Here is a 22433-nt window from a genome sequence, read left to right as displayed (position 1 = left end):
GCATGCTGAATGGGTGTGATATCCCTCGTCATGGCGTTGCTCTCCTTTGTGGAAGCGGCACCCTGAGCCTACCGGCTCAGGGTGGGCAACGCCGACCTCTTCAGAAATTCAACGAAACCCGGGGCATCCCCAAGGAGTATATGCAAATGTCCTTTGCGATCATTCGCGGTCGAAGTGGGCGGCGACATGAAGTCGATTTTGGCGAATCACCCGTTCGCGTGGAGATTCATGCGAGCGAGGAGACTGTCGAAATCGTCGTCGAAGCGGACGCTGAGACAGCGGCGGAGGAGCGCAGACGCTTCGCCATCATCAATATCCCGCGCCACCAATTCAGCCAAGCTACCGGCGAGTCGGCCCGACGCGCAGCCGATAGTCCCCTGAAACGGCGACATTATTGAAACCTCAGAGCGACGCATCACCCCAGGACGTCTTGGCCGGCATCGTCGAGCGTGTCACGTTCCACAACGCCGAAAACGGCTTCTGCGTGCTGCGCGTCAAGGCGCGTGGCCATCGGGACCTCGTGACGGCCGTCGGCCATGCTGCGACCATCGCCGCGGGCGAGTGGATCACAGCCACAGGCGACTGGATCAATGACCGGACCCACGGTCAGCAGTTCAAGGCACGGTTCCTGCGAACATCGCCGCCGACGTCGGCTGACGGCATCGAGAAGTATCTCGCCTCGGGAATGATCCGTGGTGTCGGACCGGTCTATGCCAAGAAGCTCGTACGCGCCTTCGGCGACAAGGTTTTCGACATCATCGAGTCGACCCCTGCCAGGCTGCGCGAGGTTGGCGGCATCGGCCCGGTCCGCGCCGCCAGTATCTTGGCTGCCTGGGCCGAGCAGAAGGCCGTCCGCGAGATCATGGTGTTCCTACACAGCCACGGCGTCGGAACGGCACGTGCGGTGCGGATCTTCAAGACCTACGGTTCCGATGCGATCCAGGTGATGACCGAGAACCCCTATCGGCTGGCACGCGATATCCGCGGCATCGGCTTCAAGACGGCCGACACCATCGCCATGAAGCTCGGCGTCGAAAAGACAGCGATGATGCGGGTGCGCGCTGGAATCTCCTATGCCCTGACCGAGGCGATGGATGACGGGCATTGTGGGTTACCGACTGACGAACTGATCCCGCTCGCGCAGAAGCTTCTCGAGGTTCCCTCGGGCCTGATCCGTGCCGCGCTCGAACTTGAACTGCGAGAGGGGACCGTGGTCGCAGAGCGGGTTGGTGATGCGCCGTGTGTTTTCCTTACCGCTCTTCATCGGGCCGAACGTACCGTTGCCGATCGCCTGTTGCATCTGGCCAACGGCGTGCCACCGTGGCCAACGATCGATCCCGACAAGGCCTTGCGTTGGGTGGAGAAGCAAATCGGAATGTCCTTCGCGGAAAGCCAGGTCGCCGCGGTTCGCCTCGCCCTGATATCCAAGGTCGTGGTCATGACCGGCGGACCCGGGGTGGGCAAGACCACGATCGTCAAAGGCATCCTGAATATCCTGGCGGCCAAGGGCACCAACCTGCTGCTGTGTGCGCCGACCGGCCGCGCCGCCAAGCGCATGACCGAGGCGACCGGCTTCGAGGCCAAGACCATTCACCGCCTGCTCGAAGTCGACCCCAAGACAGGTGGCTTCAAACGCGGCGAGAACAACCTGCTCGACTGCGACCTCTTGGTCGTCGACGAGGCCTCGATGGTCGACACCATGCTGATGCGGGCGTTGCTGAAGGCAGTTCCGGACGGGGCCGCCATGTTGATCGTCGGCGACATCGATCAGCTGCCTTCGGTCGGTCCCGGCCAGGTGCTGGCCGACATCATTTTCTCCGGCGCCGTGCCGGTGGTGCGGCTCACCGAGGTTTTCCGGCAGGCCGCTCAGCTCGACTTTGGCCGATTTATGCGGCGTAGGCGAGCGCGTTCTCCATCCGGCGCCAGATATGGCGCGGAATTTCTATGCTGTCACGGCGCGGCCGGGACATGAAAGAAATCTGATGAGCCCATATTTGGCGTCGAACGGCGGCGATCGCATCGCTAAAGGTCAGGGTGGCTTTTGGATACCAAGCTGCGGTTCTGGGCTTCAGCTTTCGTGCCTTGGCGAGGTCGTGGGTCCATAGAGTGATGATGGAGTAGAGGCCGAGCAAAATCGGGGTGGAGCGCAGAATGGCTTTGTCCGACCACTGGCGCTGGGTCTCGACACCGAGGTGAGCGCGAACTTCCTCGAAGGTGACTTCGACCTGCCAGCGACTGACGAACCAAGCGAGGATGTCGCGGGGATGAGCGTTGAGATCGGTCGCCAGGAAAGCCTGTGGGTCGAGTTCGCCGGTTGGGTCGCGGACGAGCAGCCAGCGGATCGGCACCGGCGGAACACCGCCGCGATACCACAGCGCAGTGCCGGTTGCGATCTCGACGGTGCGATTGGTTCGGCCGTACCAGAGACTGACCCGATAACGCGTCCAGGACACGTTGCGATCCTTGAGGATGGCAGAGAGTTTTTTGTGGGGCTTGCCTCGAATTGGAGGGCGGCCACGAGCTTTGCGCTTTGGTCGGGGAAATTCGAACAGGTTGGCATCGAGGCGCAGGCGGGTGACGACGCAGACGTGCTTGCGGACTGCGGCAAGGAATTCGATGGCCGCAAAGGCGCTGTCGGCGACCAGTACGATATATCGATCGGGCAACCAGCGGCGGATTTGCCGGGCGGCCTGGCGGGCCCAATCGAGCAGCGTCTTGGGCGAGCGCGATTTGCCGTCATAGAAGCGTTTGGAGGGGGCGAGCAGCGTGAGGAAAGGCAGCGCCATGACGCGATCGGCCCACGGCACGCGCACCAGCAACATGGCAGAAAGCCAGCGCAGGCCGCTGGCTTTGACGAAGTGCCCCTTGGAGGAGCGCACCGGATCGCGATAGATGCCGCGGGCGCTGATCTTGGGCCCCCAGCGCCGCTCAATGGTGTCATCGAGCCCGATCACCACCGCCTCGCCGGCCGGCACGAAGACCTTGATCAGCAGGAGCAGCAGGTGGCCTGCCGCGGCCCGCGACGACCACGCCACTCGGTTGAGGACGCGATGGAAAGTACAGAAATCGCGATCGCGCTCCCGCCCTAAGATGCGCAGCGCCGCCGTGACAGTGCGCCGGCCGGGCGCCAGGATAACGCCGGCGAGCAGCGTCAGAACATTCAGCCAAGTGGGGCGTGTGAACAGATCGGTGAAGACGGCAAGCCGGGCCACAAAACGCGGCGGCAGCGGATCGCAAGAGCGGGGGAGAAGGCGGGCATGTTGCATCCCATCGGTAGAATCGGCACGATGAATCGCAGCAACCTCGTCCAGCTGCGACAAATTGAGTCGGCAAACCGATTCATCCTGGCCCGCGCGGCACCCATCGAGCACATTGAGCGCTATGGCAAAATCCGACCCAACGCTTGCCCAGATTGCTGCTCAGTTCACGCATCACGACATAGAAAAGAGCAGTGGCGGTTATTTAGTTATCAACCGTCGGACTTCAAATCCGGTCGCACGGCTGCGCCCCATTCCAGATACCGATCGCTTCGAGCTCTTCTACTGGTCGAACGTGAAGGGGCGCTGGACGACCTTTGGCAATATGGGGCGCATGAAACTCATGCTCACGAGCGCTCATGAAATCGTCGAGAACGATCCGATGTTCAGGGTTCCGCGTACAAGATGAACAAGTGTAAAATTGGCCAAAGTCAAGCTCAGAGCCGGATCATTGTCAGCGCCCATCGCATCAATCAGGGCGCAATCCCCGATCTCAGTCCGCCGGAAGGCGAAAGCGACTTCTACTTCGTCCAGGCTGATGAACCAGAGAAGGTCGTTGCTCGCATCATCGAGCTCGTGAAAACCCGCATCCCCAAGCGATTTGGCCTCAATCCGATTCGTGACATCCAGATCCTGTGTCCGATGAACCGGGGCGGTGTCGGCGCCCGATCTCTGAACGTCGAATTGCAGGCCGCTCTCAACCCTGCCGGCGAGCGCAAGGTCGAACGGTTTGGCTGGACCTTCGCCCCTGGCGACAAGGTTATGCAGATCGAGAACGATTACGATAAGGAGGTCCACAACGGCGATATAGGCACGGTGGTCGACGTCGATTCTGCCGAAGGTGAGCTCACCGCAGAATTCGATGGCCGCATTGTTGCTTATGAATTCGGCGAACTCGACATTCTGGCCCCGGCCTATGCGGCGACGATACACAAGAGCCAGGGATCGGAATACCCCGCCGTCGTGATTCCGATCATGACCCAGCACTACGCGATGCTTCAACGTAACCTGCTCTACACCGGCGTCACCCGCGGCAAGAAGCTGGTCGTTCTGGTTGGACAGAAGAAGGCCGTTGCCATCGCGGTACGGAATGTTTCCGGGCGGCGACGGTGGTCCAAGCTCGCCGAGTGGCTGCGCGAGGCTTCATCCGACCATGCGCCGATTGGCACGATCATTTGATCTCGGCGCGCGAGCCGCAACAGAGCCGACCATCGTCAACCTGCCAGCGCGAATTCGAGATGGGAATGATTGCCTCCGAGCAATAGTGGAGCGCGAACTGCTGTTCGCCGTCAGTGAGAGCGAACAGAACCGTGAGCGGTTCCAAGTCGCCTATGTCGGCGATGACGACAACAACAATCACAGCATGGACGTCGAGACGTTGGCTCCCGCGCTTATTGCATTCGGGAAGCTTATGCGGGCTGGAGCTGAACCAGAACCGCGCTGTAGATCGGCGTGGCTTTTGCCACCCGGTCAATATTTGGAGCCGCGACACACGTTCGCGTTGCCCCGCGCACCAAACTCGCGAAGCACGTTCTCGTCGACCAAATCCGCGGTTACGGAATCCGGTGCGGCGCAGCCTCGCCCACCTCGGCTTCTTCATCAAACGCGCCGAGGCCGGCCAGCTCCGCAAGCGACCGTTTCAGGCTCCGCGGAGGATAGGGTCGTCCTTGTTTTGGATACGCGTTGGCATATTCGATCACAGCCTCGACCTGATGGCGCTTGAGCGACGGAAAATCGTCGACAATCTGCTCAACCGATTGCCCACGGGCCAGGGCCGCCACCATGTGGACAGGAATTTTGGTGCCCTTAATGAGGGACTCGTTGCGGTCACTTCCGATTTGTCCCCATCGGCGCAATTCGTCGAGACGATGAAGACGGCTCTTGAGGTCGTCGGCGTCGACCTTGCCGAGATCAAGCTCCACTTCGCCAAACGCGACTCGGGGCGCGTCGAAGTGCCGGATCGCCTCATAGAGCCTGCGCCGGCCGGCAGGGGTAAGGTCTCTTTCCAATCTGTCGGCGACCAGCAGAAAGCGCATCTCCGCCCGGCCGAAGAGGCGCGGAACTCCGCTTCCGACCCGTCGCTGACGTGCGCGAATGATGCCGGTATCGACGGCCTTGTTGAGCGCCGCCGCCGACCGGTTCAGCACGTAACCTGCCTCCGTGAGAGTCAACGCTTGGGCGGAAGACATGCGGACCTCCATCGGTAACTCACCCTCAATTTAGGGATGAATGAGATCGGCAAGGTGCAGCGTTAAAGAATTCCCCGGGCGAGGCCACCGCCCCCGCCCGTCAGTTCTTGTCCTAATTGGCACACCCGCAAAATCGAATTGGGACACCGAATAAAAACGCCGCCTGCTTGAAATAGCTTGCAGGCGGCGCTTATCGAGCCCGGGAGGGTGATGCAAAATCCCGGCTCCCATTCGTCAGCACAACCTATGCCAAGGTTTTATGTCTCGGGGCGGGACACTTGCGGGTTGGGGATAGAATCGAAAGCGGCCGCCCACAGAGGCACCTAGCCTGTCTCTGTCCAATCTGCAGCTTCTTCGTCATCGTCATGCTTTTCATCATCTGCCGGCAAGGGATCCGGCAATTCTCCCGCCAACATCTTGTCCTTGCTGAGCAGGCCGGCGTCCTCCAGCGCCTCCATGTTTGGCAGATCGCGCAACGTCTCCAGGCCGAACTGCACCAAAAACCCCTTGGTGGTCACATAGGTGTAAGGCGCGCCGGGTTGCGGGCTCCGCGGGCCGCGCGCGATGAAGTCTAATCCGCGCAGACGGGCGATGGTATCGCGGCTGACCTCCTTGCCGAAGAAGGCGGACAGCTCGCTGCGGGTGATCGGCTGGTAATAGGCGATGCAGGCGAGGATCAGCGTCTCGGACTGCGACAGCGCCTTGCCGTCGCTCGCGCCGCCGATCGCCGCGCGGATCGCATCGCCAAAATTTTTCCGGGTGCGATGCTGCCAGCCGCCGGCGACCGTGACGAGCTCGTAGGGCCGGCCGCGCAGCTCGGCGCGGATGTCGTCGATGATCAGATCGAGGCTGCAGTCGCGACCGACGACGCGCGCCAGGGTCTCGCGGGTCACCGGCGCGGGTGCGGCGAAGATCACGGCCTCGACCCGGCCCATCCATTCGCGCCAGCGCAGCTCCGGCGGCAGCTCGGTGAGCTCCGTGTCGAGATCCGCTTTGGCTCGCGCGCGCCGCCCCATCTCAGAGCCCGTAGAGTCGGAAGGTGGATCGGCCGGTCAGTTCGCGCACGGCGCCGAGCGCCACCAGCCGCTCGAACAGCCGCCGCGTCGAACGGTCGCTCGCGGACTGGCCGGCGCCGGCGGCTTGCGCGTCCTCCATCAGCAGGATCGCCACCATCCTGTCGGCGTCCTTGCCGCGCAGTTTTGGCGCCGCCGCCAGCAGCCGGTTGGCCCGCCGCACGAGGTCGGCGTAGAGCTCCGCTGCGGCCGCGGCGGCGCGCGCATAGGCCAGGGCGCAGGCCGAAAGCCAGGCGTCGTCAACGCCGCCCGCCTTGCCGGCGGCACGCAGATCGGCGCGGCGGACCTGGCCGGCGACGAGCGGCACGGCGATCGGCCAGTTCAGGCGGTGGGCGAGCACGACGTCGGCCAGCCACAGGGCCAGCGGCTCGCTTGCCGGCACGAAGCGCAGGCTCAGCGCCGCGATCTCGGCGGCGGCCGCGACGGCGCTGCCCTGTCCGGCCGCGAGTTGTGTCGCGGCTGTGACGACGTCCTTGAGCGCAGCGTCGACGCGCAGCTCGAACCGAACGGACAGCGTCATCAGCCAGTCGTCCGGCGCCATGGCGGCGCGCGCGCCGAGCTGGCGCCAGGCCGCGAGGATGCGCCCGCCCGGGCCGGGATCATCGGTCGTGCGGCGCAGATACCAGGCGTCGCGCAGGGAAGCCTCGTCCTCGCGGCGCCCACTGTTCCGGGCGAGCACGGCGGCGCTGGCGAGCGCTAATCGATATCGCCAGAGCTGGCCGAGCGGGTGTTCGCTGCGCGCGATGGGGTGGAGTGCGGCGAGCGCGCCACCGGCCAAAAACATCGCATCATCAGCGGCTTGTGCGGACGCGACCTGGCGCGCCCAGCTAGGAACGGGCGGGACGGTCGGCGGGGCTTCCGGGAGGGTTCGCGCGCGCGGGGGCATGGCGAAGCTTATGCCGATTGCGGCGCTTATGGCATCAAAAATCGCCAAAACCGCCGCACCTGTCGGTGGATAATAACGCGTGATAATGTTGCCTTATCAGTCGTTTTTGCCTTTATAGAGAGGATGCCCGGTGTCGCTGGCGGTTCACCGCCGGACAGCCCCGTTTTGGCATCAAATCGACGAAAATTCGCGTTCATTAAGCGGACCGCCTTTGCGCTTAATCCCCGGACAGCGGCCTCCAGGATGGCCTCTCTCGTCGGCGCAGAATGCGGAAATTCACGCCAATCCGGCGTGCGTGTCGGGCGGCCGGAATTGATGCGATTCAGCGGGCGGGCCGCCCGTTTGGCGCAGGGTTTGTGAGATTCCGAGTCGGAATTCGTGAGACAGGACTGACCGGGATTTGTGAGACTCGCGCCGGGGTTTTTGAGACTGGCCGGCGCCCCCCTGTGTCGGCTGACCGTAACCGGGTTTTTGGACAGCGCGGCCTCGATCAGTCGGGCGCAAACACGCTGCCGCTTTCGGAACGGAAGCTCTTGCGCGGCGCGCCAGCGCGGATCGGCCAGAACTTGATGGGCCAGGCGCTCGTATTCGGCCGATGAGCGCATCAGCGCCGAGACCCGCGGTCGTCGGCTTGAGAGGCGTATCTGCCGTGGCGCGGCCCGCCGGGCCAGAAGCACGGCGGCCGGCAACGCACCGTCGACGCGCGGATCGCTGCCGAAGACCTCGTGGAGGGCGAGCAGCGTCAGGAAGCGCCAGCTGATCGGCAACTGGCCAAGCGGCGCTTCGGCGCCGACGGCATGCCTGGCTTCGTAGGGACAGCGCCAGCCGACTTCATTGAACCACAGCGCCAGAACGGGTCGCGCGGCGGCCGGGTGGTCGAGCGGCGCCCAGAGCGTCGCAAGCGCCTTCTCGAGCTGCTCCCGCTCAGGAATTTCGCCGTGGACGCTTGCCGTGATCCGTTGCTGGACAGCCAGCGCCGTCCTGACAAGGGCACGATCCGGCGGTTGACCGCCCTCCCCTTCCCTTTCGGCCAGAATCACGCCGCAATGGCTGCAGACGGGCCGCGCGCGACCGTCACGCAGGCGGAAAGCCATGGAAAGGCGCCGGTGACACGACACACACCGATCGTGAAGCAGCTGGCCGTGGACGGGGCAGATGCAGCGCTCGGCAAGCCTCCAGCCGGCGCGCAAATAGCTGTCGCGGCCTGCGGATTGATCGGCAGCGAAGCAGGCCAGACAGACTGGAGCCGATCCGGTGGACGGCGCCCACTCCGGTCCCTGGCTCACGTACCATGATCGCGGGCGCCGCGGGAACCGCCGGCTCAGGGACAGGCACCGCAGCCGTTCGGGGTCAATACCGCAGGCCTGTGCCCACATCCTCGCCTGATCCGCCGCCGGATCCCCGTCGTCGATCGGCTGCGGCGAGGAAAAGCAATTGCCGTCGCCGAAATGGCCGGCGAGCTCCTGCGCCGTAAGGCCGTAACGACATGCCACCCGCGCCAGCCACGACGACAGCAATTCGTTGCGATAGGGCCGCGGCGCGACCGGCAGACGCCCCGCCGTCATCGGCCCGCCGGCTGAGCCGTCGCGCGAGCCGCCCGTCCGCCGGCAGATTGCGTCATCGATACCAGCGGCAGCATCAGATCGTCGCCGAAGCTCATCAGGTCGAGCCGTTCCCTCCCCGACCGGATGGCCTCCTCGGCAGCCGTCTCGATCAATCGGAAAATCCGCGCGGTGACGCCGCTGGTGAGGCTGTGGATCCGGTCGCGGACCGCGGCGCTGTCGAGATCGGACCGGGCACGCAACGGCAGGATGCCAGCCAGGCTCTTCAAAAGCCGCGCAAAGGCGTGGTCGTTCTTCCAGGGCTTGAGATGAAGCGCCTCGAAGCGTTCGGCGAGCTGTGCGTCGGTGAGCAAGGCCTGCCGCGCCAGGTCAGTACCGGCGCACACAAGCGGCACTCTCAGGTCGTTTGCGAGAAACCGCAGCGCATTGAGGAAAATCCGCTGCTGCCGATAGGTCCCCGCCAGCATGCCGTTGACCTCGTCGAGCACGATCATTCTGGCGCCGACGGTGCGCAGCAGCGAACGGCAGATGTCTTTCTCCCGGGCCAGCGTCCCGCCGACGAGCGCGGGAGCCTGCAGGCTGGCCAGCAATTCCCGATAAAGGTCTTGCTCGACCGGCTCCGAGGGCACCTGGGCCACGACGACCGGCCTGTTGGTAACACCGGTCGACTGGCAGAAGGTGGCCGGGTGCGCCCGCTCGAATTTGCGGACGATCTTGGTCTTGCCCATGCCGGTGTCGCCATAGATCAGCAGGCAGGGCATGCGATCGCGCGGCGGATAGGCCAGCAACGCGTTCAGGCGGACAAGTGCCGCCGTCGCCTGATCGAAGCCGATCCAGCGATCGGCCGTGATCCAGGCAATGCGCTCGTCGTCGGGCAGCGCGGCATAGCGGCGATAGCGCTCGTCGAGGTGCTCGAGTGTGCCCTCCCCTCTCACGACCATTCCTCGACGGGAAAGGTGGGCACCTTGCTCCAATCGATCGGCCGGTCGTCCTCGATTTGCGGAGGCTCGGCCGGAGCTGGCGTGTTTGCAAGCGCGCGGTCGCGCTTCTCGGCCAGCCGACGCGCCGCCTTGGTGCGCCGGGTCGCGGCCTCGACCAATGCGCGCTGCGCCTCGATCGTTTCGAAGATCAGTTGTTCGTCGACAAGCGCCAGACCGCGCTCGCGCAAGGCTGCCCGGGCGCGGCGATGCTCTCCGAGTGTGATCGGCGGCCGCCGCAAGTCGGCAAAGCGGATTGGCCAGCGCGTGCCATCGGGACCGCGCACGAAAATTCTGGAAAGATCGCGTGGGTCGTAGGACACGCGCAGCGGCCGATCGAGGCGGCCGGCCCAGACGCTCAGCACGTCATCCCAGTAGCGAAGACCAAACAGGTGAATGCCGCCACGCCGCACCAATCGGTCGACGCTGGGCAGGAAATCGATCGTGAAAGCGGCGAGGTCATGGGGCTGGCGCACGGGTCCGACACGGCGGGTCGCGGCCTCATGCCAGGCGGCCAGCGGCGGGATTCCCAGCGCTCCGTGCCGGTCGGCGTGGTAGCGCACGATCTCGAGCGCCATCCACCGCTCCAGTTCGTCCAGCGTCATCGCCGCATGGGCGGCTGAATCGTAGCTGCCTCGCTCGGCGATATCGCTGAATGTCGTACCTGGCAGAAGATGGACCGCGCCCATCATGGTGCCGATCAGCCGTTCGATGTGGCCGCCATAGTGGGGCGTGGCGACCGGACGGTGGATCAGCTTAATGCCATATTCCTCGGCGCCCCGCCGCAGAGCATGCGACCGGAATTCCTTGGCGTTGTCGAGGTGGACCGCGTCGGGGAATCCGCAGATCGGCCAGTCCACATCGATCCCCAGCCCGGCAAGCCATGGCGCTTTGGGCTGCACAAGGTGCTGGATTGCGAGCGCAACCGAAACCGTCGACGGCGCCTCGAGCGTCAGATGAAAGCCCGCGACCATGCGGCTTGCGACGTCGACGGCGAGTGTCAGCCATGGCCTCTGCAGCGGCCGTCGATGCTGGCGATCGACGACAATGACATCGACCAGCGTATGGTCGATCTGAACGACCTCGAACGCGCACCCAGCGGCATATTCGCCCGGCACCGGCCGGAAGCGATCGCGTGCTGCCTTCGCGCCGTCCCGCGCCCTGGTCAGTTCGGCGAGGTCCATGGCCGCGATCCGAGCCTTCACCGCCTGCCAGGACGGTGCGCGGAGGCCCCGCGACCGGCAGAGCCTGCGGATCTCCTTGTGCAGCCGATTGATGCTCGGCTTCTGGCGTGTCTTGTAGAAGTCCCGCAGCGCTTCGGCGATCACCGCTTCGGTTTCGTCCGGCAGCCGGCGGCTGCCTTGTCTCGTGCCGGCAGTTCGCGGCAGCAGCGAACTCGTGATCGGATGCTGCCGGTACGCCCTGATCAGCTCATAGAGGCGGGTTCGCCTGACGCCGAGTTCACCGCAAGCCCGCAAGAAATCAGACCGGCTGGGGCGGTCGAGCGACGCCAGCCTCCGGATCACGGCCTCCCTGGCAACCGCCTCATTCCAGGCGGCATCATCGATCGTGTCCTTGTCGCGCCCATGAACCACAGCGCCTCGCCGTAAAGTTCGTCCGCTCGATTGCTACGAAAAATCCGGTGATTCGGCTAGAATCCGCCCATGAACTCCAAAGATGATTCGCGCCAGATCAACGACTTATCGTCCGCCGATGAAACGCGAACGACACCCGGTGTCGCTCAGCCTTATTGGCTGGATTCGGCCTGAAAACGCGCGATTTTTCGGCCCCGCTCACCCTTAATCGGTGGATTTTTCGTCCTTATTGAGCGGACAGCTCACCCTTAATCGGTGGACTCTCGATCGCGCGTGGCCCGCTAGCCTCGCGCCGCGGCCGCCATTTAGCCGCGCATGCCGTTCTGGGCCTCCTTCAGTCGCCAACCCTCCGAAAACGCCTGATTTCGCCTCAGAAGCCCGTAGACGGCCCTTTGGGGGCCTGGCTGGTGGTTAGGGCCATCTGAGACACTCGATTGGCTTCTGCGGCTCCCTGACGCGATCGATAAAACACGTCTGCAAAGGGTCCTTTCTCCCAATTTGTCGATATTGTACAAAAGGGCCTGAATCGCCCCCGAAAAGCCCATGGCCACCGCTTCCCCCTTCCCTCCCCCGCCGATTCGTCGCCTGATCGGGTATGCTCGCGTCTCGACCGAGGAGCAGGCGACGGACGCCCAGGTCGACGAGCTGCGGGCCGCCGGCTGCCAGCTCCTGCACCAGGAGCACGGATCCGGCGCCTCACGGGCCCGGCCGGTGCTGGCCCGCCTGATGCGCGAGATCGGCGCCGGCGACGTCTTGGTGGTCGTGCGACTCGACCGCCTGGCGCGCTCGGTGAGCCACCTGCTTGCGGTGATCGAGGATCTCGAGGCGCGCGGGGCGCATTTCCGGTCGCTGCGCGATCCGATCGACACTTCGACGCCGCAGGGCATGTTCTCGCTGCAGGTGCTCGGCGCCGTGGCCCAGCTCGAGCGGGCGCTGATCGCGGAGCGCACCAAAGCGGGCATGAAGGCCGCCAAGGCGCGCGGCCGGCTGCCTGGCAATCCGGGCCTGCGTGAGCGGCGGCCGGAGGCGATTCGGGCCGCATCGGAGGCGCGCCATCAACCGGCGACAATCGCGTCGCGCTCGCAAGCGGCCTGACGATCGCTTCCCGCGCAACCGCGTCCTGCCACTTGGCGTCGTTGATATCGAGCTTGTCTCGATGGCGCCGCACGTCGCCGACCTTTGCACTCGCCCGAATCCACCGAATAAGGGCAAGATTCCAGCGAACTCGGCCGAATCCACCGAATTAGGGTGAGCCGAAAATGTTAAAAATCAATCAAATGCAATCCGGTGAATAAGGCCGAATGACACCCGGTTTCGGCGCCCAGACGATCGAAAATCGCCCGCAATCGGGCTCCCGGCCGCCTCTTGGCCGGGCTTCCGAAATTGCCGGTAACGTTGTGCAGGTGTCGGCAAAGGGCGCTGGAGGCAGGCTAGAGACGTCCGGCCGCCCGCAACGCGTCGGCGAAGGTCGCAAGCGGGGTGACCAAGGCAAGCGGTTGATCGGCCAGCGGCTCGGCGCCAAGACTGCGATACCACTGTGCCGCCCGCGCGGTCTTGGCCTCGATGACCATCAGCACGCCGCCGACCTCTTCCGTCACCCGCAGGCAGCGCAAAGCCGCCGCCAGCAGCAGCTGGCCACCCAGCCCCCTGCCCGCGACCGTCTTGTCGACCGCGAGCCGCGCCAGCAGGAATCCGGGCACCTTGTGGCGCGCCAGGCCTTTGGTCATGGCGGCCGGCACGGCGTCGTGCGCGATCGACGCCGGCGCCAGGCTGTAGAAGCCGAGGACCCGGTTCGGCGTGTCGTTGGCGATCGCGCAATAGGTCTTGACCGCGTTCTGCTCATGCCCCTGGCGGGCGTAGCGCAGCAAGAAGGTGTTCAGCGCGTCATCGCCGCAGTCGAAGGCCTTGCGGTCATGGGCCTTGGCGACCGGCTCCTCGTGCCAGGCGGGAAGCGTCACAGGTCTTTGGGCAGACTGGCTGCGGCCGCGCGCAGCTTGGCATTCGCCTTGGGCGGATTGTCCAGGAGGTCGAGAATGCGCGCAAAATCGCGTTCCGACACATTGATCGCATCGGCTTCGGCAATGACGGCGTCCGCTTCGCGCAGCGCCGACTGCGTCACAAAACTGGTCAGATCGGTATGGCGGAGCGCAGCCGCGCGCATCAGCCGGGCTTTCACCTCCGGCTTGATCCGCAGATTCATGCGGTTGGTGTCATCGACGGCAACGCGCGCCATGGCTCAAATCTACTCCTTGTGCAGCCACAATATGTACGCGAGATTGCAGACCAAGTCAATTTCGTACGCACACAATATGTACGGAGGGCAGGCATGATTGTGACCGGCGCCGAAAACGAGGATCTTCCCGAAGTCGTCGCCGCCGCTCGGGACATTGTCGAGGCCCCTCCCCTGCCCTGCTGGCGTATCTTGCGGGCCTCGCCGATCGCGCCCCAGGGACGGCGGCGAGTTCGGGTGACCCGATTGACGGACCCACCCCCAGGCCTCTATATAGCTAGACAGTCCAGCTAGGAACGCACGCTCATGGAATGGCAGCTACAGGACGCCAAGAACCAATTCTCCAAGCTCGTCCAGAAGGCCCGGCTCGAGGGGCCGCAGGTCGTCACCCTGCGCGGGATGCGGGCCGCCGTGGTGCTGTCGGCCGCCGACTACGACGCCTTGCGCGCCGGTCGGCCGAGCCTGGTCGACGATCTGCTGGCCGGCCCGGCCTGGGACGACGACTTCGCGGAGGCCGCTGGCGCCCGGGCGACGACGCCGAGCCGCGACCTCGCACTCTGATGTACCTCGTCGACACCAATGTGATTTCCGAAGCGCGCCGCGGCTCGCCGCAGGCGTCCTCGTGGCTGCGCTCGGTCGATCCGAGCAGCGTTCATCTCAGCACGCTGACGCTGGGCGAGATCATGCGCGGCATCGCCTTCCGGCAAAGGTCCGATCCGAAGGCGGCAGGACACCTCTTCGAGTGGCTCCGTAAACTGCGCCACGACCACGCCGATCGGATTCTTCCCGTGACCGACCAGATATCGGTCGAGTGGGGCCGGATCGCCGCGATCCGGCCGCGCGGCGACATCGCCGGCCTGATCGCGGCCACAGCAATTGTGCACGACCTCATCCTCGTCACCCGCAATGAGCGAGATTTCGACGATACCGGGGTGTCCCTCATCAATCCGTGGGAGGTCGGCACATGACGCCGCCTGACAGCACTGACGCCGCTGGCGTCACGGAAACCTTGCCGACCACATTGGCTGCGGCGGCATCGACGCCCGAACCGACCGGCGAGCCCCCCTCCCCTGCCCTGCCGACGCATCTTGCGCGCCTCGCCGAGCGCGCCCGCGGCTATGTCGACGCCGCGAGCTCGGCCAACACCCGCCGCGCTTACGCGGCTGACTGGAAGCACTTTGCCGCCTGGTGCCGGCGCCAGGGCCTCGAGGTCCTGCCACCCTCCCCGCAGACCGTCGGCCTCTACATCACCGCCTGCGCCTCGGGCGCGGCGACCGCCGATCGCCAGCCGAATGCAGTCGCAACGATCGAGCGCCGGCTCTCGGCGCTCGCCTGGAATTATGCGCAGCGCGGGACACCGCTCGACCGCACGGATCGGCATATCGCGACCGTGCTCGCCGGCATCCGCAACACCCACGCCGCCCCGCCCCGGCAGAAGGAAGCCGTGCTGCCGGAGGACGTCATCGGCATGCTCGAGACCCTCGACCGCGGCACGCTGCGGGGCTTGCGCGATCGCGCCATGCTGCTGATCGGCTTTGCCGGGGGCCTGCGCCGCTCCGAGATCGTCGGCCTCGACGTCCAGCGCGACCAGACGGAGGACGGCCAAGGCTGGGTCGAGATCCTCGACAAGGGCCTGATCGTCACCCTGCGCGGCAAAACCGGCTGGCGCGAGATCGAGATCGGCCGCGGCTCGTCCGATGCGACCTGCCCAATCGTTGCCCTGCAGATCTGGCTGAAACTGGCCCGGATCGGCCACGGCCCGCTGTTTCGGCGCGTGAGAGGCCAAGGCAAAGACGTCGGGCCCGATCGCCTGAACGACCAGCAGGTCGCCCGACTGGTCAAACGCGCGGCACTCACCGCCGGGGTGCGCGCCGACCTGCCCGAAGGCGAGCGAGAGACGAAGTTCGCCGGACATTCGCTGCGCGCCGGCCTCGCCTCCTCGGCCGAGGTCGACGAGCGCTACGTCCAGAAGCAGCTCGGCCACGCCAGCGCCGAGATGACCCGCCGCTACCAACGGCGGCGCGACCGCTTCCGGGTCAATCTGACCAAAGCAGCGGGGCTCTGAAGCGAAAAAAGTCCCTCCCCTCCCCGCGTGAGCCAGGAACTTTGTGTGTTGTGGCGACGAGACGCTTCAGCCGTTCGGCGTGATTAGCTTTAATGACGGAAGATAGGTGCGGTAGCGGCCGACGTCGCGGGTCAGCAGCGGCAGACCGGCAACGGCGGCATGGGCGCCAATGAAGAAGTCGGGGAGTACGCCGGTGCGCGATCCGCCCGCTTTGCGATACAGCGCAAACACCTTGCCGGCCAGAAACAGCCCATCGCGGGGAATTGGTGCGATTTCGAGACCGGCTTGGTCAATAAAGGCATCCAGCTCCTCGATCCGGGCGTACCGGACCGCAAGCTCTGCATAGACGATATCGTTGATCAGCAGCGGTCCCTTAAGGCTCGCGGCCTCAAGCTGGGCCACCGACCAATCCGCCCAATTCGGATCATCGGTGACCAGGTCGAGCAGAACGTTGGTGTCGACGAGCGTCACCCTTCGCCACGCGTCAGCGCCATGATCGCGTCGGTATCAAGCCCCTTGCCGGCATGGCCACGCAGTTTGGCAAAGCGGCTCGCCGGCTGTTTCTTGTCAGCGCGCGCCAGCACCACGCTGCCATCGGCGGCGCGCCGGAAATCAACCTTGCTGCCCGGGACGATGCCGAGAAGGTCGCGGACCGACTTCGGGATGGTCACCTGTCCCTTGGCTGTGACTGTCGTGGTCATGGGCACACCGACTGTAATACCACTTTTTCTAAAAGTATTACCCCCGGTGGAGATTTTCAAGCGCGCGCCGATCGAAATTGTCGCGACCGCGCCGATGCTGGTCATCGGCTCTGAAGATCAAAGATGCCGGGCGGACGCACCATATCGGTGCTGTCTAATTGGGACACCCGCAAAATCGAATTGGGACATTTGCTAAAAACGCCGCCTGCTCGAAATATCTTGCAGGCGGCGCTTATCCAGTCCCGGGAGGGTGATGCAAAATCCCGGCTCTCATTGATCTGCACAACATATGCCAAGGTTTTATGTCTCAGGGTGAGACAACTTCCAGGTAAGGGCGGAAATCGAAAGAGGCCGCCCACTGGGTCAGCCTGTCTCTGACGCCGCGCCCTCGCCGCTTACGAATTCAGGCTCGGTCGACGCGCCAACTCAGGCGACGCGCGCATGTTGCTCATCACCTCCTCTGCCCCGAGGCTCCGCTCGAGGGCATAGGGGCAGCCCCGGCCAGGCCGCAATGGGCGAGCAAGGCGCCGACCGCCGTAAAGGGCGGCGAGCCGCTCGCCCTCAGCCGGCCGCGGGCGCCAAAGACGCTCTCGCGCTGCAGCACGCGGCGCTCGGTCGGCAGGAAGTCGATCAGGAATTGGCGTGGATCGACCGGCCGGCGTAGGCTGACCGCGTCGATCTGGGCCACCCAGACCGCGTTCGGCGGCGCCGCCAGCGCCCGATGGACGCACGCGTGATAGACGCCGACGATTTCGAGGGCGAGCCAAACCTCCAGCTCGGCGAGCGTCATTGTCGTTTCGGCCTCAGCATCAAGGTCTCCGCTCTCGATCACATTCGAGAAATGCGAGCCGGGAATGAGGCGGACGGCGCCCATCATCGTGCCGATCAGCCGCTCGACATGCCCGCCAACCCGCGGCGTCGCGGGTGTTTGGTAGATCAGATTGATGCCGTGTTCGGGCAGGCCCGCTCAAAGGCCGAGGCGTGGAATTCGGCGCCGTTGTCGACGTGAATTGCGAGCGGAATCCCCTGCGCCGACCATTCCGCGCCAATGCCACGCGGCGCAGGCCAGGCGGTCTTGTCCATCGCCGCGTGGGTCAGGCACAGCGCCACGGAGGTCAGCGACGGCGGCTCGAGCGAAAGATGGAAACCCAGGACCACGCGCGTGGCGACGTCGACCGCCAAGGTCAAGGTCGGCCTGCCGATCGGCTTCGACTCGTCAGTTCGACGACGGTCAGGTCGACCTTGGTGTGATCGATCTCGACAATGTCGAGCAGCGCGGCGGCCTGCAGTCTGCCGGGCATCGCTAGAAAGACCGGCTCGGCCTTTCCCTTGCCTTCGCGCCGGCTTCGACACCCCCTACCGGCTAAGAAAGCAGATCGTGGAGGCGATGTTCGGACAGATCAAGCAGGCCCGCGGCTTCCGCCAGTTCCTGTTGCGGGGCCTGGCAAACGTGCGTGCCGAATGGGCGATGATCTGCACCGCCCACAACCTCGTGAAGCTCGCTAACCTCGCAAGGGCCGCATGAGCGGGATTTCGTGTCGAAATGCGCCAACCAGAAAGCTACCTGGAGGACATCCGCGTCGAGAGCCAGAACAAGTGCGCGCTAGGGGGCAGCAAAACCTTGAAATTGACAGCCGTGCAGAAGGCCGAATAGCCTCTATAAGTCAGTGAGTTAAGGTCGTCTTTACCTAGTTTCCTGCGCGCGATACGATTTCCGCTTCGGGGAACAGGGACGATACGGGAGAATAGTACCGCTCTCGCCTAACCTCGCAGCTCTCCGCCCCCGACATCCGGGCGCTTAGGGCCATTCCCTAGTGGGCTTCTTTCCCCAGTCATCGGAAGCGATCACGTCCACCCGTGTCATACCAGCCAGCGGGCCCGTCGATCCGGCCACGATTCGAAGCGGCAACCTTTCGTTAACGGAAAACTCCTTGCCGGATCGAAAGAATCGGGCATTATTCACACTTCGAGGGTGATTTGCGCTGGAAAAGCGTTTTTTGGATAGCTCTGATGGATGCGAACGTAGAGATCGATTTTGATGCGACCATCCTTCAGCAAGGGGAGCAAGTCTCCGACAAGCTGAACATACTGCGATTCGAGCAATTCCCGCCTGATGCTACGAAGGGGCTTCGCGGGTTCTCGCTGTCGGAGGTGGCCGAGTTTCTGGGCGTTACCGCCAGCCACATCAAGAAAATCCATCTGGAAGGCAAGGGGCCCGAACCCGCGACCACGCCGTCGGGACGGAGGACCTATACGGCGGAGCAGATGATGGAGCTTCGCCAGTTCCTAGACAAGAACGGGCGGGCCGACGTCAAACGCTACGTACCGCATCGCCGGGCGGGGGAGTCGATGCAGGTCATCTCGGTCGTCAATTTCAAGGGCGGCTCGGGCAAGACGACGACGGCCGCCCATCTCGCGCAATATTTGGCGCTAACCGGTCATCGAGTTCTCGTAATCGACCTAGACCCCCAGGCTTCTCTTTCGGCGCTGCACGGGATCCAGCCGGAGCTCGACAAGAACCCGTCGCTGTACGAGGCACTGCGCTACGATTCCGAGCGCAAGTCGATCTCGGAAACGATCCGCCGCACGAACTTTCCTGGGCTGGATATCGTGGCCGCAAACCTCGAACTACAGGAATACGAGTACGAAACGCCCCTGGCGGCGGCGGATCGCGGCTCGAGCGAAGGGCGAACATTCTTCACGCGCATCTCCTCGGCCTTGAAGGAAGTCGACGACCGGTACGATGTAGTCGTGATCGATTGCCCGCCGCAGCTTGGCTATCTCACGCTCACGGCGCTAATGGCGTCGACCTCGGTCCTGATTACAGTTCATCCGCAGATGCTCGACATCTTGTCGATGTCGCAGTTTCTGCTGATGCTCGGTGGCATCCTGCAATCGATCAAGGGTGCCGGCGCGGCTGTCAAACTCAAGTGGTTCCGCTACCTAGTCACGCGCTATGAGCCGACCGACGGGCCGCAGGCGCAGATGGTTGGGTTCATGCAGGCCATGTTCGCGGGCAACATGTTGTCCAATCACATGTTGAAATCCACGGCTATCTCGGATGCCGGCATCACCAAACAATCGCTCTACGAGGTCGAGAAGGCGCAGTTCATCCGCTCAACTTACGAGCGGGCCGTCGAAAGCATGAACGCGGTGAACAGCGAAATCGCCGGCCTCATTCACAACGCCTGGGGCCGGCGATGAGCACGAAATTGACAGCCGTGCAGAACACGATGTTTTCGAAGCGAATCAGTCGTCTAGGCCATGAAATGGGAGGCCGGTCATGAGAAAGAATTTGCTAGGCACCCTCTCGAGCGCCGATACGGCTCAGCGGGGTCCCGAGATTCCCGCTGGGGCTATGCCCGCTCGCGCCGATTACGCGATGCGCGGTGCATCCGGCGCGATGCGCCGCTCTTTGGATGAACTCGCAGAAGCATCCCAACGGATGATGGAAGGCGAAACGATCGTCAGCCTCGACCCCGCGCTGGTCGACCAGTCTCTGGTCTCCGATCGAATTCAGACGGATGATGACGAGTATAGGGAGTTGCGGGATGCCATTAAAGCCCGCGGACAGCACACCCCGATCCTTGTGCGGCCGCATCCGAAATCGGCCGGCCGTTATGTCGTCGTCTTCGGTCGCCGGCGGCTGAAAGCCACGCTTGAGCTCGGTCTGCAGGTCAAGTCTGTCATCAAGGCGTTGGACGACACGACGGCCATCGTCGCCCAAGGACAAGAGAATGCTGCCCGTTCCAATCTTTCCTTCATAGAGAAGTCTCGCTTTGCAAAGCGGCTGTCCGATCTCGGCTACGGCAAGGACACGATCAAGGACGCGCTGGCAATCGACGACACCTTGCTGTCGCGCATGCTCTCTGTTGCGGAGTTAATTCCAGATACCGTGCTCGAGGCTATCGGCGCTGCAAAGGGGGTCGGCCGCGATCGCTGGGAGGAGCTTAAGAAAATTGTGCAGACGCCGGTGAGCGCCGCGAAGGCTGTTGCCTTTATCAGCAGCGAGAAATTCGCCGAGGCGCAATCGGATGATCGCTTCAACACGTTGCTGAGCCACCTGCAATCCCAGCGCAAGCTGCGAGGCGGGCCGAAGGCCGCGACGCCAACGACTTGGTCGCCTCCCGATCAGTCCGTCAAGGTCACGGGCAGGGGCGGCGGAAAGTCCTACACTCTCGCGCTCTCGGCCAAAGACGGGCCGCAACTTGGCGCTTGGATTTTGAACAACCTGGAGTCGATTTATCACGATTTCAGGCAGGCGAAGAAAACCGGAGATTAGACAAGCAAAAGAAAAAGGCCCCCGTCACGTCGCCGTTCCGGAAGCCCCTTCTCTAAGTTGGCACTCTGAGAATCACACTTCCGCGAATCACTGTCAAGAGTTCTTGGCGTCATTTTCGGCGAGCTGATTTCTTTTGCCCTAACTGAGGGCAGAACCATGAACACGCATACCCCAACGACGCCCTTTGGGCGGCGATCGCTGAGGCTTGCCCATGTGGCAACGCAGGTCGTCGCCTCATCACGGCCACCCGAAAAGGTCGTGCACAAATGGAAGATTTTTCACGCCATCTGCACGGCGCGGCCGCGCTTGGGCGTCTCTGAGCGCTCGCTTTCAGTTTTGAACGCGCTCCTGACGTTCCACCCGGAGACGGCGCTCACCGGCGAAGGCGACCTGGTCGTCTTTCCGTCGAACCACCAGCTGTCGCTGCGGGCGCATGGTATGCCGGCATCGACCCTTCGCCGGCACCTGGCCGTGCTTGTGGATGCTGGGCTCCTCATCCGGCGTGATAGCCCAAACGGCAAGCGTTACGCGCGGAAGGGCCAAGGCGGCGAAATAGAGCTCGCCTTTGGTTTTGACTTGTCGCCACTCGTTGTGTGCTCTGAAAAGTTCGAGAAAATGGCGGCCGAGATCGAGGCGGAGGCGCGTGCACTCAAACTCGCGCGCGAGCGCGTCACGCTATGCCGGCGCGACATCGCCAAGATGATTGCGACGGGCATTGAGGAAGGTGTGCCGACGCGCAGGGAAGGGCGGGGACCTGCGGACTGGCAAGAGGTGCACCAGGCGTTCCGGTCGATCGTGGCGACGATTCCGCGGACCGCGACACGCGCAGAACTTGAGGCGATCGCTGACGAGCTTTCCCAGCTTGCGGACGACATCCTCAGTTTGTTGGAAAATCATGTAAAAGCAGCAAATATGAGCGCCAGTGAGTCCCATACTGAGCGTCACTTACAGAATTCAAAACCAGACTCCCTTGTTGATCTTGAACCTAGCCTTCCGGAAGGCAAGGCGGCGGGTGCGGAGCCAAAACCTCAACCATCACGATTTGCGGAAGGATCCTATCCCTTGGGGATGGTCTTGAGCGCATGCCCAGACATCATCGACTACGCCAAGGGTGGAATTTCAAACTGGCGCGATTTTCTTGCGACCGCGGCGATCGTTCGATCCATGCTCGGAATTAGTCCTAGCGCCTGGGAGGAGGCGCAGACTGTCATGGGCGAAACCCAAGCTGCCATCGTGGTCGGTTGCATCCTGCAGCGAGGTGACGCCATCCGTTCTGCGGGCGGATATTTGCGCGGCCTGACGCGAAAAGCTGAGGCAGGCGAATTCTCGCTCGGGCCCATCCTGATGGCGCAGATCAACTCCCGGCTCCAGGAAAAACGAACGGCCTGACGCATGGGTAAGCGTCGCTTTGGGCCACCGGCTCGGGCCGCCGCGTCGTGGTCTGAGCTGCGGTGAGGGACTTCGGCTGCGGCGTCAGCGGGGAGGGCGCCGCGCAGAACGCCGGCGCCCTCAAGATCGTCGTGCGGCGATTGCGTACCCGGGCGTTGTCCGCTGGCGGGAGGCTGCGCAACAGGAGGAGGCGTCACGGGTGAAGGGGGCGGGCATGGCGCGAGAGC

General features: G+C 63.9%; 21 protein-coding genes and 5 pseudogenes. 12 read left to right on the top strand and 14 right to left on the bottom strand.

Annotation, left to right across the window (positions count from 1 at the left end; translation table 11 throughout):
* Window positions 1-146 precede the first annotated feature (146 nt).
* Together NLN62_RS51405 and NLN62_RS51400 are read left to right on the top strand one after the other, a co-directional pair.
* Window positions 147-398, top strand: coding sequence for a hypothetical protein (locus tag NLN62_RS51405; RefSeq protein WP_254114306.1), 252 nt, complete (start codon window positions 147-149; stop codon window positions 396-398).
* A pseudogene (locus tag NLN62_RS51400) lies at window positions 395-1870 on the top strand (AAA family ATPase); the annotation flags it as partial. The gene NLN62_RS51405 and the pseudogene NLN62_RS51400, both read left to right, overlap by 4 nt.
* 16 nt (window positions 1871-1886) lie before the next feature.
* Here the strand turns inward: NLN62_RS51400 and NLN62_RS51395 are convergent.
* A complete protein-coding gene (locus tag NLN62_RS51395; RefSeq protein ID WP_254107167.1) occupies window positions 1887-3212 on the bottom strand; it encodes a transposase in 1326 nt (441 codons plus the stop codon).
* A gap of 169 nt (window positions 3213-3381) precedes the next feature.
* On the opposite strand from NLN62_RS51395, the gene NLN62_RS51390 reads away from it, so the two are divergent.
* Both NLN62_RS51390 and NLN62_RS51385 read left to right on the top strand, forming a co-directional pair.
* Complete coding sequence (locus tag NLN62_RS51390) at window positions 3382-3666, top strand: hypothetical protein (RefSeq protein ID WP_254113946.1); 285 nt, start codon at window positions 3382-3384, stop codon at window positions 3664-3666.
* Between the two features lie 26 nt (window positions 3667-3692).
* Window positions 3693-4436, top strand: a pseudogene (locus NLN62_RS51385) (ATP-dependent RecD-like DNA helicase); the annotation flags it as partial.
* A gap of 374 nt (window positions 4437-4810) precedes the next feature.
* On the opposite strand, the gene NLN62_RS51380 reads toward NLN62_RS51385, so the two are convergent.
* From NLN62_RS51380 to NLN62_RS51355, 7 genes and pseudogenes are all read right to left on the bottom strand, one after another.
* Window positions 4811-5293 carry a DUF433 domain-containing protein gene (locus NLN62_RS51380; protein ID WP_254114305.1) on the bottom strand — a complete coding sequence of 161 codons (483 nt, stop codon included), beginning with the start codon at window positions 5291-5293 and terminating at the stop codon, window positions 4811-4813.
* 476 nt (window positions 5294-5769) lie between these two features.
* The gene (locus NLN62_RS51375) at window positions 5770-6462 is read right to left on the bottom strand and encodes an SMC-Scp complex subunit ScpB (protein WP_254114304.1); all 693 of its coding nucleotides are present in this window, start codon (window positions 6460-6462) and stop codon (window positions 5770-5772) included.
* Between the two features lies 1 nt (window position 6463).
* Window positions 6464-7405 carry a DUF1403 family protein gene (locus tag NLN62_RS51370; RefSeq protein ID WP_254114384.1) on the bottom strand — a complete coding sequence of 314 codons (942 nt, stop codon included), beginning with the start codon at window positions 7403-7405 and terminating at the stop codon, window positions 6464-6466.
* 26 nt (window positions 7406-7431) lie between these two features.
* On the bottom strand, window positions 7432-8499 hold the full coding sequence (locus NLN62_RS51365) for a hypothetical protein (protein WP_254114303.1): 1068 nt from the start codon (window positions 8497-8499) through the stop codon (window positions 7432-7434).
* Between the two features lie 96 nt (window positions 8500-8595).
* Window positions 8596-8970: pseudogene (locus tag NLN62_RS53865) on the bottom strand (TniQ family protein); the annotation flags it as partial.
* Window positions 8967-9908, bottom strand: a complete 942-nt coding sequence (locus tag NLN62_RS51360; protein ID WP_254114383.1) for a TniB family NTP-binding protein — start codon at window positions 9906-9908, stop codon at window positions 8967-8969. The pseudogene NLN62_RS53865 and the gene NLN62_RS51360, both read right to left, overlap by 4 nt.
* Window positions 9899-11539, bottom strand: a complete 1641-nt coding sequence (locus NLN62_RS51355; RefSeq protein ID WP_254114302.1) for a Mu transposase C-terminal domain-containing protein — start codon at window positions 11537-11539, stop codon at window positions 9899-9901. Before NLN62_RS51355 ends, NLN62_RS51360 begins: the two co-directional genes overlap by 10 nt.
* Window positions 11540-12082: 543 nt before the next feature.
* Between NLN62_RS51355 and NLN62_RS51350 the strand changes: the two are divergent.
* Window positions 12083-12598, top strand: a pseudogene (locus tag NLN62_RS51350) (recombinase family protein); the annotation flags it as partial.
* Window positions 12599-12969: 371 nt separating this feature from the next.
* Here NLN62_RS51350 and NLN62_RS51345 read toward each other — a convergent pair.
* Together NLN62_RS51345 and NLN62_RS51340 are read right to left on the bottom strand one after the other, a co-directional pair.
* The gene (locus NLN62_RS51345) at window positions 12970-13497 is read right to left on the bottom strand and encodes a GNAT family N-acetyltransferase (RefSeq protein WP_254114301.1); all 528 of its coding nucleotides are present in this window, start codon (window positions 13495-13497) and stop codon (window positions 12970-12972) included.
* The gene (locus NLN62_RS51340; RefSeq protein WP_254114300.1) at window positions 13494-13772 is read right to left on the bottom strand and encodes a DUF1778 domain-containing protein; all 279 of its coding nucleotides are present in this window, start codon (window positions 13770-13772) and stop codon (window positions 13494-13496) included. Before NLN62_RS51340 ends, NLN62_RS51345 begins: the two co-directional genes overlap by 4 nt.
* 303 nt (window positions 13773-14075) lie before the next feature.
* Here NLN62_RS51340 and NLN62_RS51335 point away from each other — a divergent pair, with 303 nt between their 5' ends.
* Genes NLN62_RS51335 through NLN62_RS51325 form a run of 3 tightly spaced genes read left to right on the top strand, consistent with a single transcriptional unit; the run spans window position 14076 to window position 15834 of the window.
* Window positions 14076-14330 (top strand): type II toxin-antitoxin system Phd/YefM family antitoxin, encoded by a 255-nt coding sequence (locus NLN62_RS51335; protein ID WP_254106533.1) that lies wholly within the window; start codon window positions 14076-14078, stop codon window positions 14328-14330.
* Window positions 14330-14737, top strand: coding sequence for a type II toxin-antitoxin system VapC family toxin (locus tag NLN62_RS51330; protein ID WP_254114299.1), 408 nt, complete (start codon window positions 14330-14332; stop codon window positions 14735-14737). The genes NLN62_RS51335 and NLN62_RS51330 overlap by 1 nt, the downstream gene beginning before the upstream one ends.
* A complete protein-coding gene (locus tag NLN62_RS51325; protein WP_254114298.1) occupies window positions 14734-15834 on the top strand; it encodes a tyrosine-type recombinase/integrase in 1101 nt (366 codons plus the stop codon). Before NLN62_RS51330 ends, NLN62_RS51325 begins: the two co-directional genes overlap by 4 nt.
* A 66-nt stretch (window positions 15835-15900) precedes the next feature.
* On the opposite strand, the gene NLN62_RS51320 is transcribed toward NLN62_RS51325, so the two are convergent.
* From NLN62_RS51320 to NLN62_RS51305, 4 genes are all read right to left on the bottom strand, one after another.
* Window positions 15901-16305: a type II toxin-antitoxin system VapC family toxin gene (locus tag NLN62_RS51320; RefSeq protein WP_254114297.1), complete on the bottom strand. Its 405-nt coding sequence runs from the start codon at window positions 16303-16305 to the stop codon at window positions 15901-15903.
* On the bottom strand, window positions 16302-16535 hold the full coding sequence (locus NLN62_RS51315) for an AbrB/MazE/SpoVT family DNA-binding domain-containing protein (RefSeq protein WP_247313977.1): 234 nt from the start codon (window positions 16533-16535) through the stop codon (window positions 16302-16304). Before NLN62_RS51315 ends, NLN62_RS51320 begins: the two co-directional genes overlap by 4 nt.
* A 451-nt stretch (window positions 16536-16986) precedes the next feature.
* Window positions 16987-17412 (bottom strand): hypothetical protein, encoded by a 426-nt coding sequence (locus tag NLN62_RS51310; protein ID WP_254114296.1) that lies wholly within the window; start codon window positions 17410-17412, stop codon window positions 16987-16989.
* Between the two features lie 59 nt (window positions 17413-17471).
* On the bottom strand, window positions 17472-17717 hold the full coding sequence (locus NLN62_RS51305) for a transposase family protein (protein ID WP_254114295.1): 246 nt from the start codon (window positions 17715-17717) through the stop codon (window positions 17472-17474).
* A gap of 154 nt (window positions 17718-17871) precedes the next feature.
* Between NLN62_RS51305 and NLN62_RS51300 the strand changes: the two are divergent.
* From NLN62_RS51300 to repC, 4 genes and pseudogenes are all read left to right on the top strand, one after another.
* Window positions 17872-18060: pseudogene (locus tag NLN62_RS51300) on the top strand (transposase); the annotation flags it as partial.
* A 485-nt stretch (window positions 18061-18545) separates the two neighbouring features.
* Window positions 18546-19739 (top strand): plasmid partitioning protein RepA, encoded by a 1194-nt coding sequence (repA, locus tag NLN62_RS51295; protein ID WP_254114294.1) that lies wholly within the window; start codon window positions 18546-18548, stop codon window positions 19737-19739.
* A gap of 79 nt (window positions 19740-19818) precedes the next feature.
* Window positions 19819-20817 (top strand): plasmid partitioning protein RepB, encoded by a 999-nt coding sequence (gene repB, locus NLN62_RS51290; RefSeq protein ID WP_254114293.1) that lies wholly within the window; start codon window positions 19819-19821, stop codon window positions 20815-20817.
* A 156-nt stretch (window positions 20818-20973) separates the two neighbouring features.
* A complete protein-coding gene (gene repC / locus NLN62_RS51285; RefSeq protein ID WP_254114292.1) occupies window positions 20974-22206 on the top strand; it encodes a plasmid replication protein RepC in 1233 nt (410 codons plus the stop codon).
* Window positions 22207-22433 lie beyond the last annotated feature (227 nt).

Source organism: Bradyrhizobium sp. CCGUVB23, from assembly GCF_024199885.1.
GTDB lineage: Bacteria > Pseudomonadota > Alphaproteobacteria > Rhizobiales > Xanthobacteraceae > Bradyrhizobium.
The sequence above is the reverse complement of the archived record's forward strand: the minus strand, read 5'-3'. Positions and strand labels throughout refer to the sequence as shown.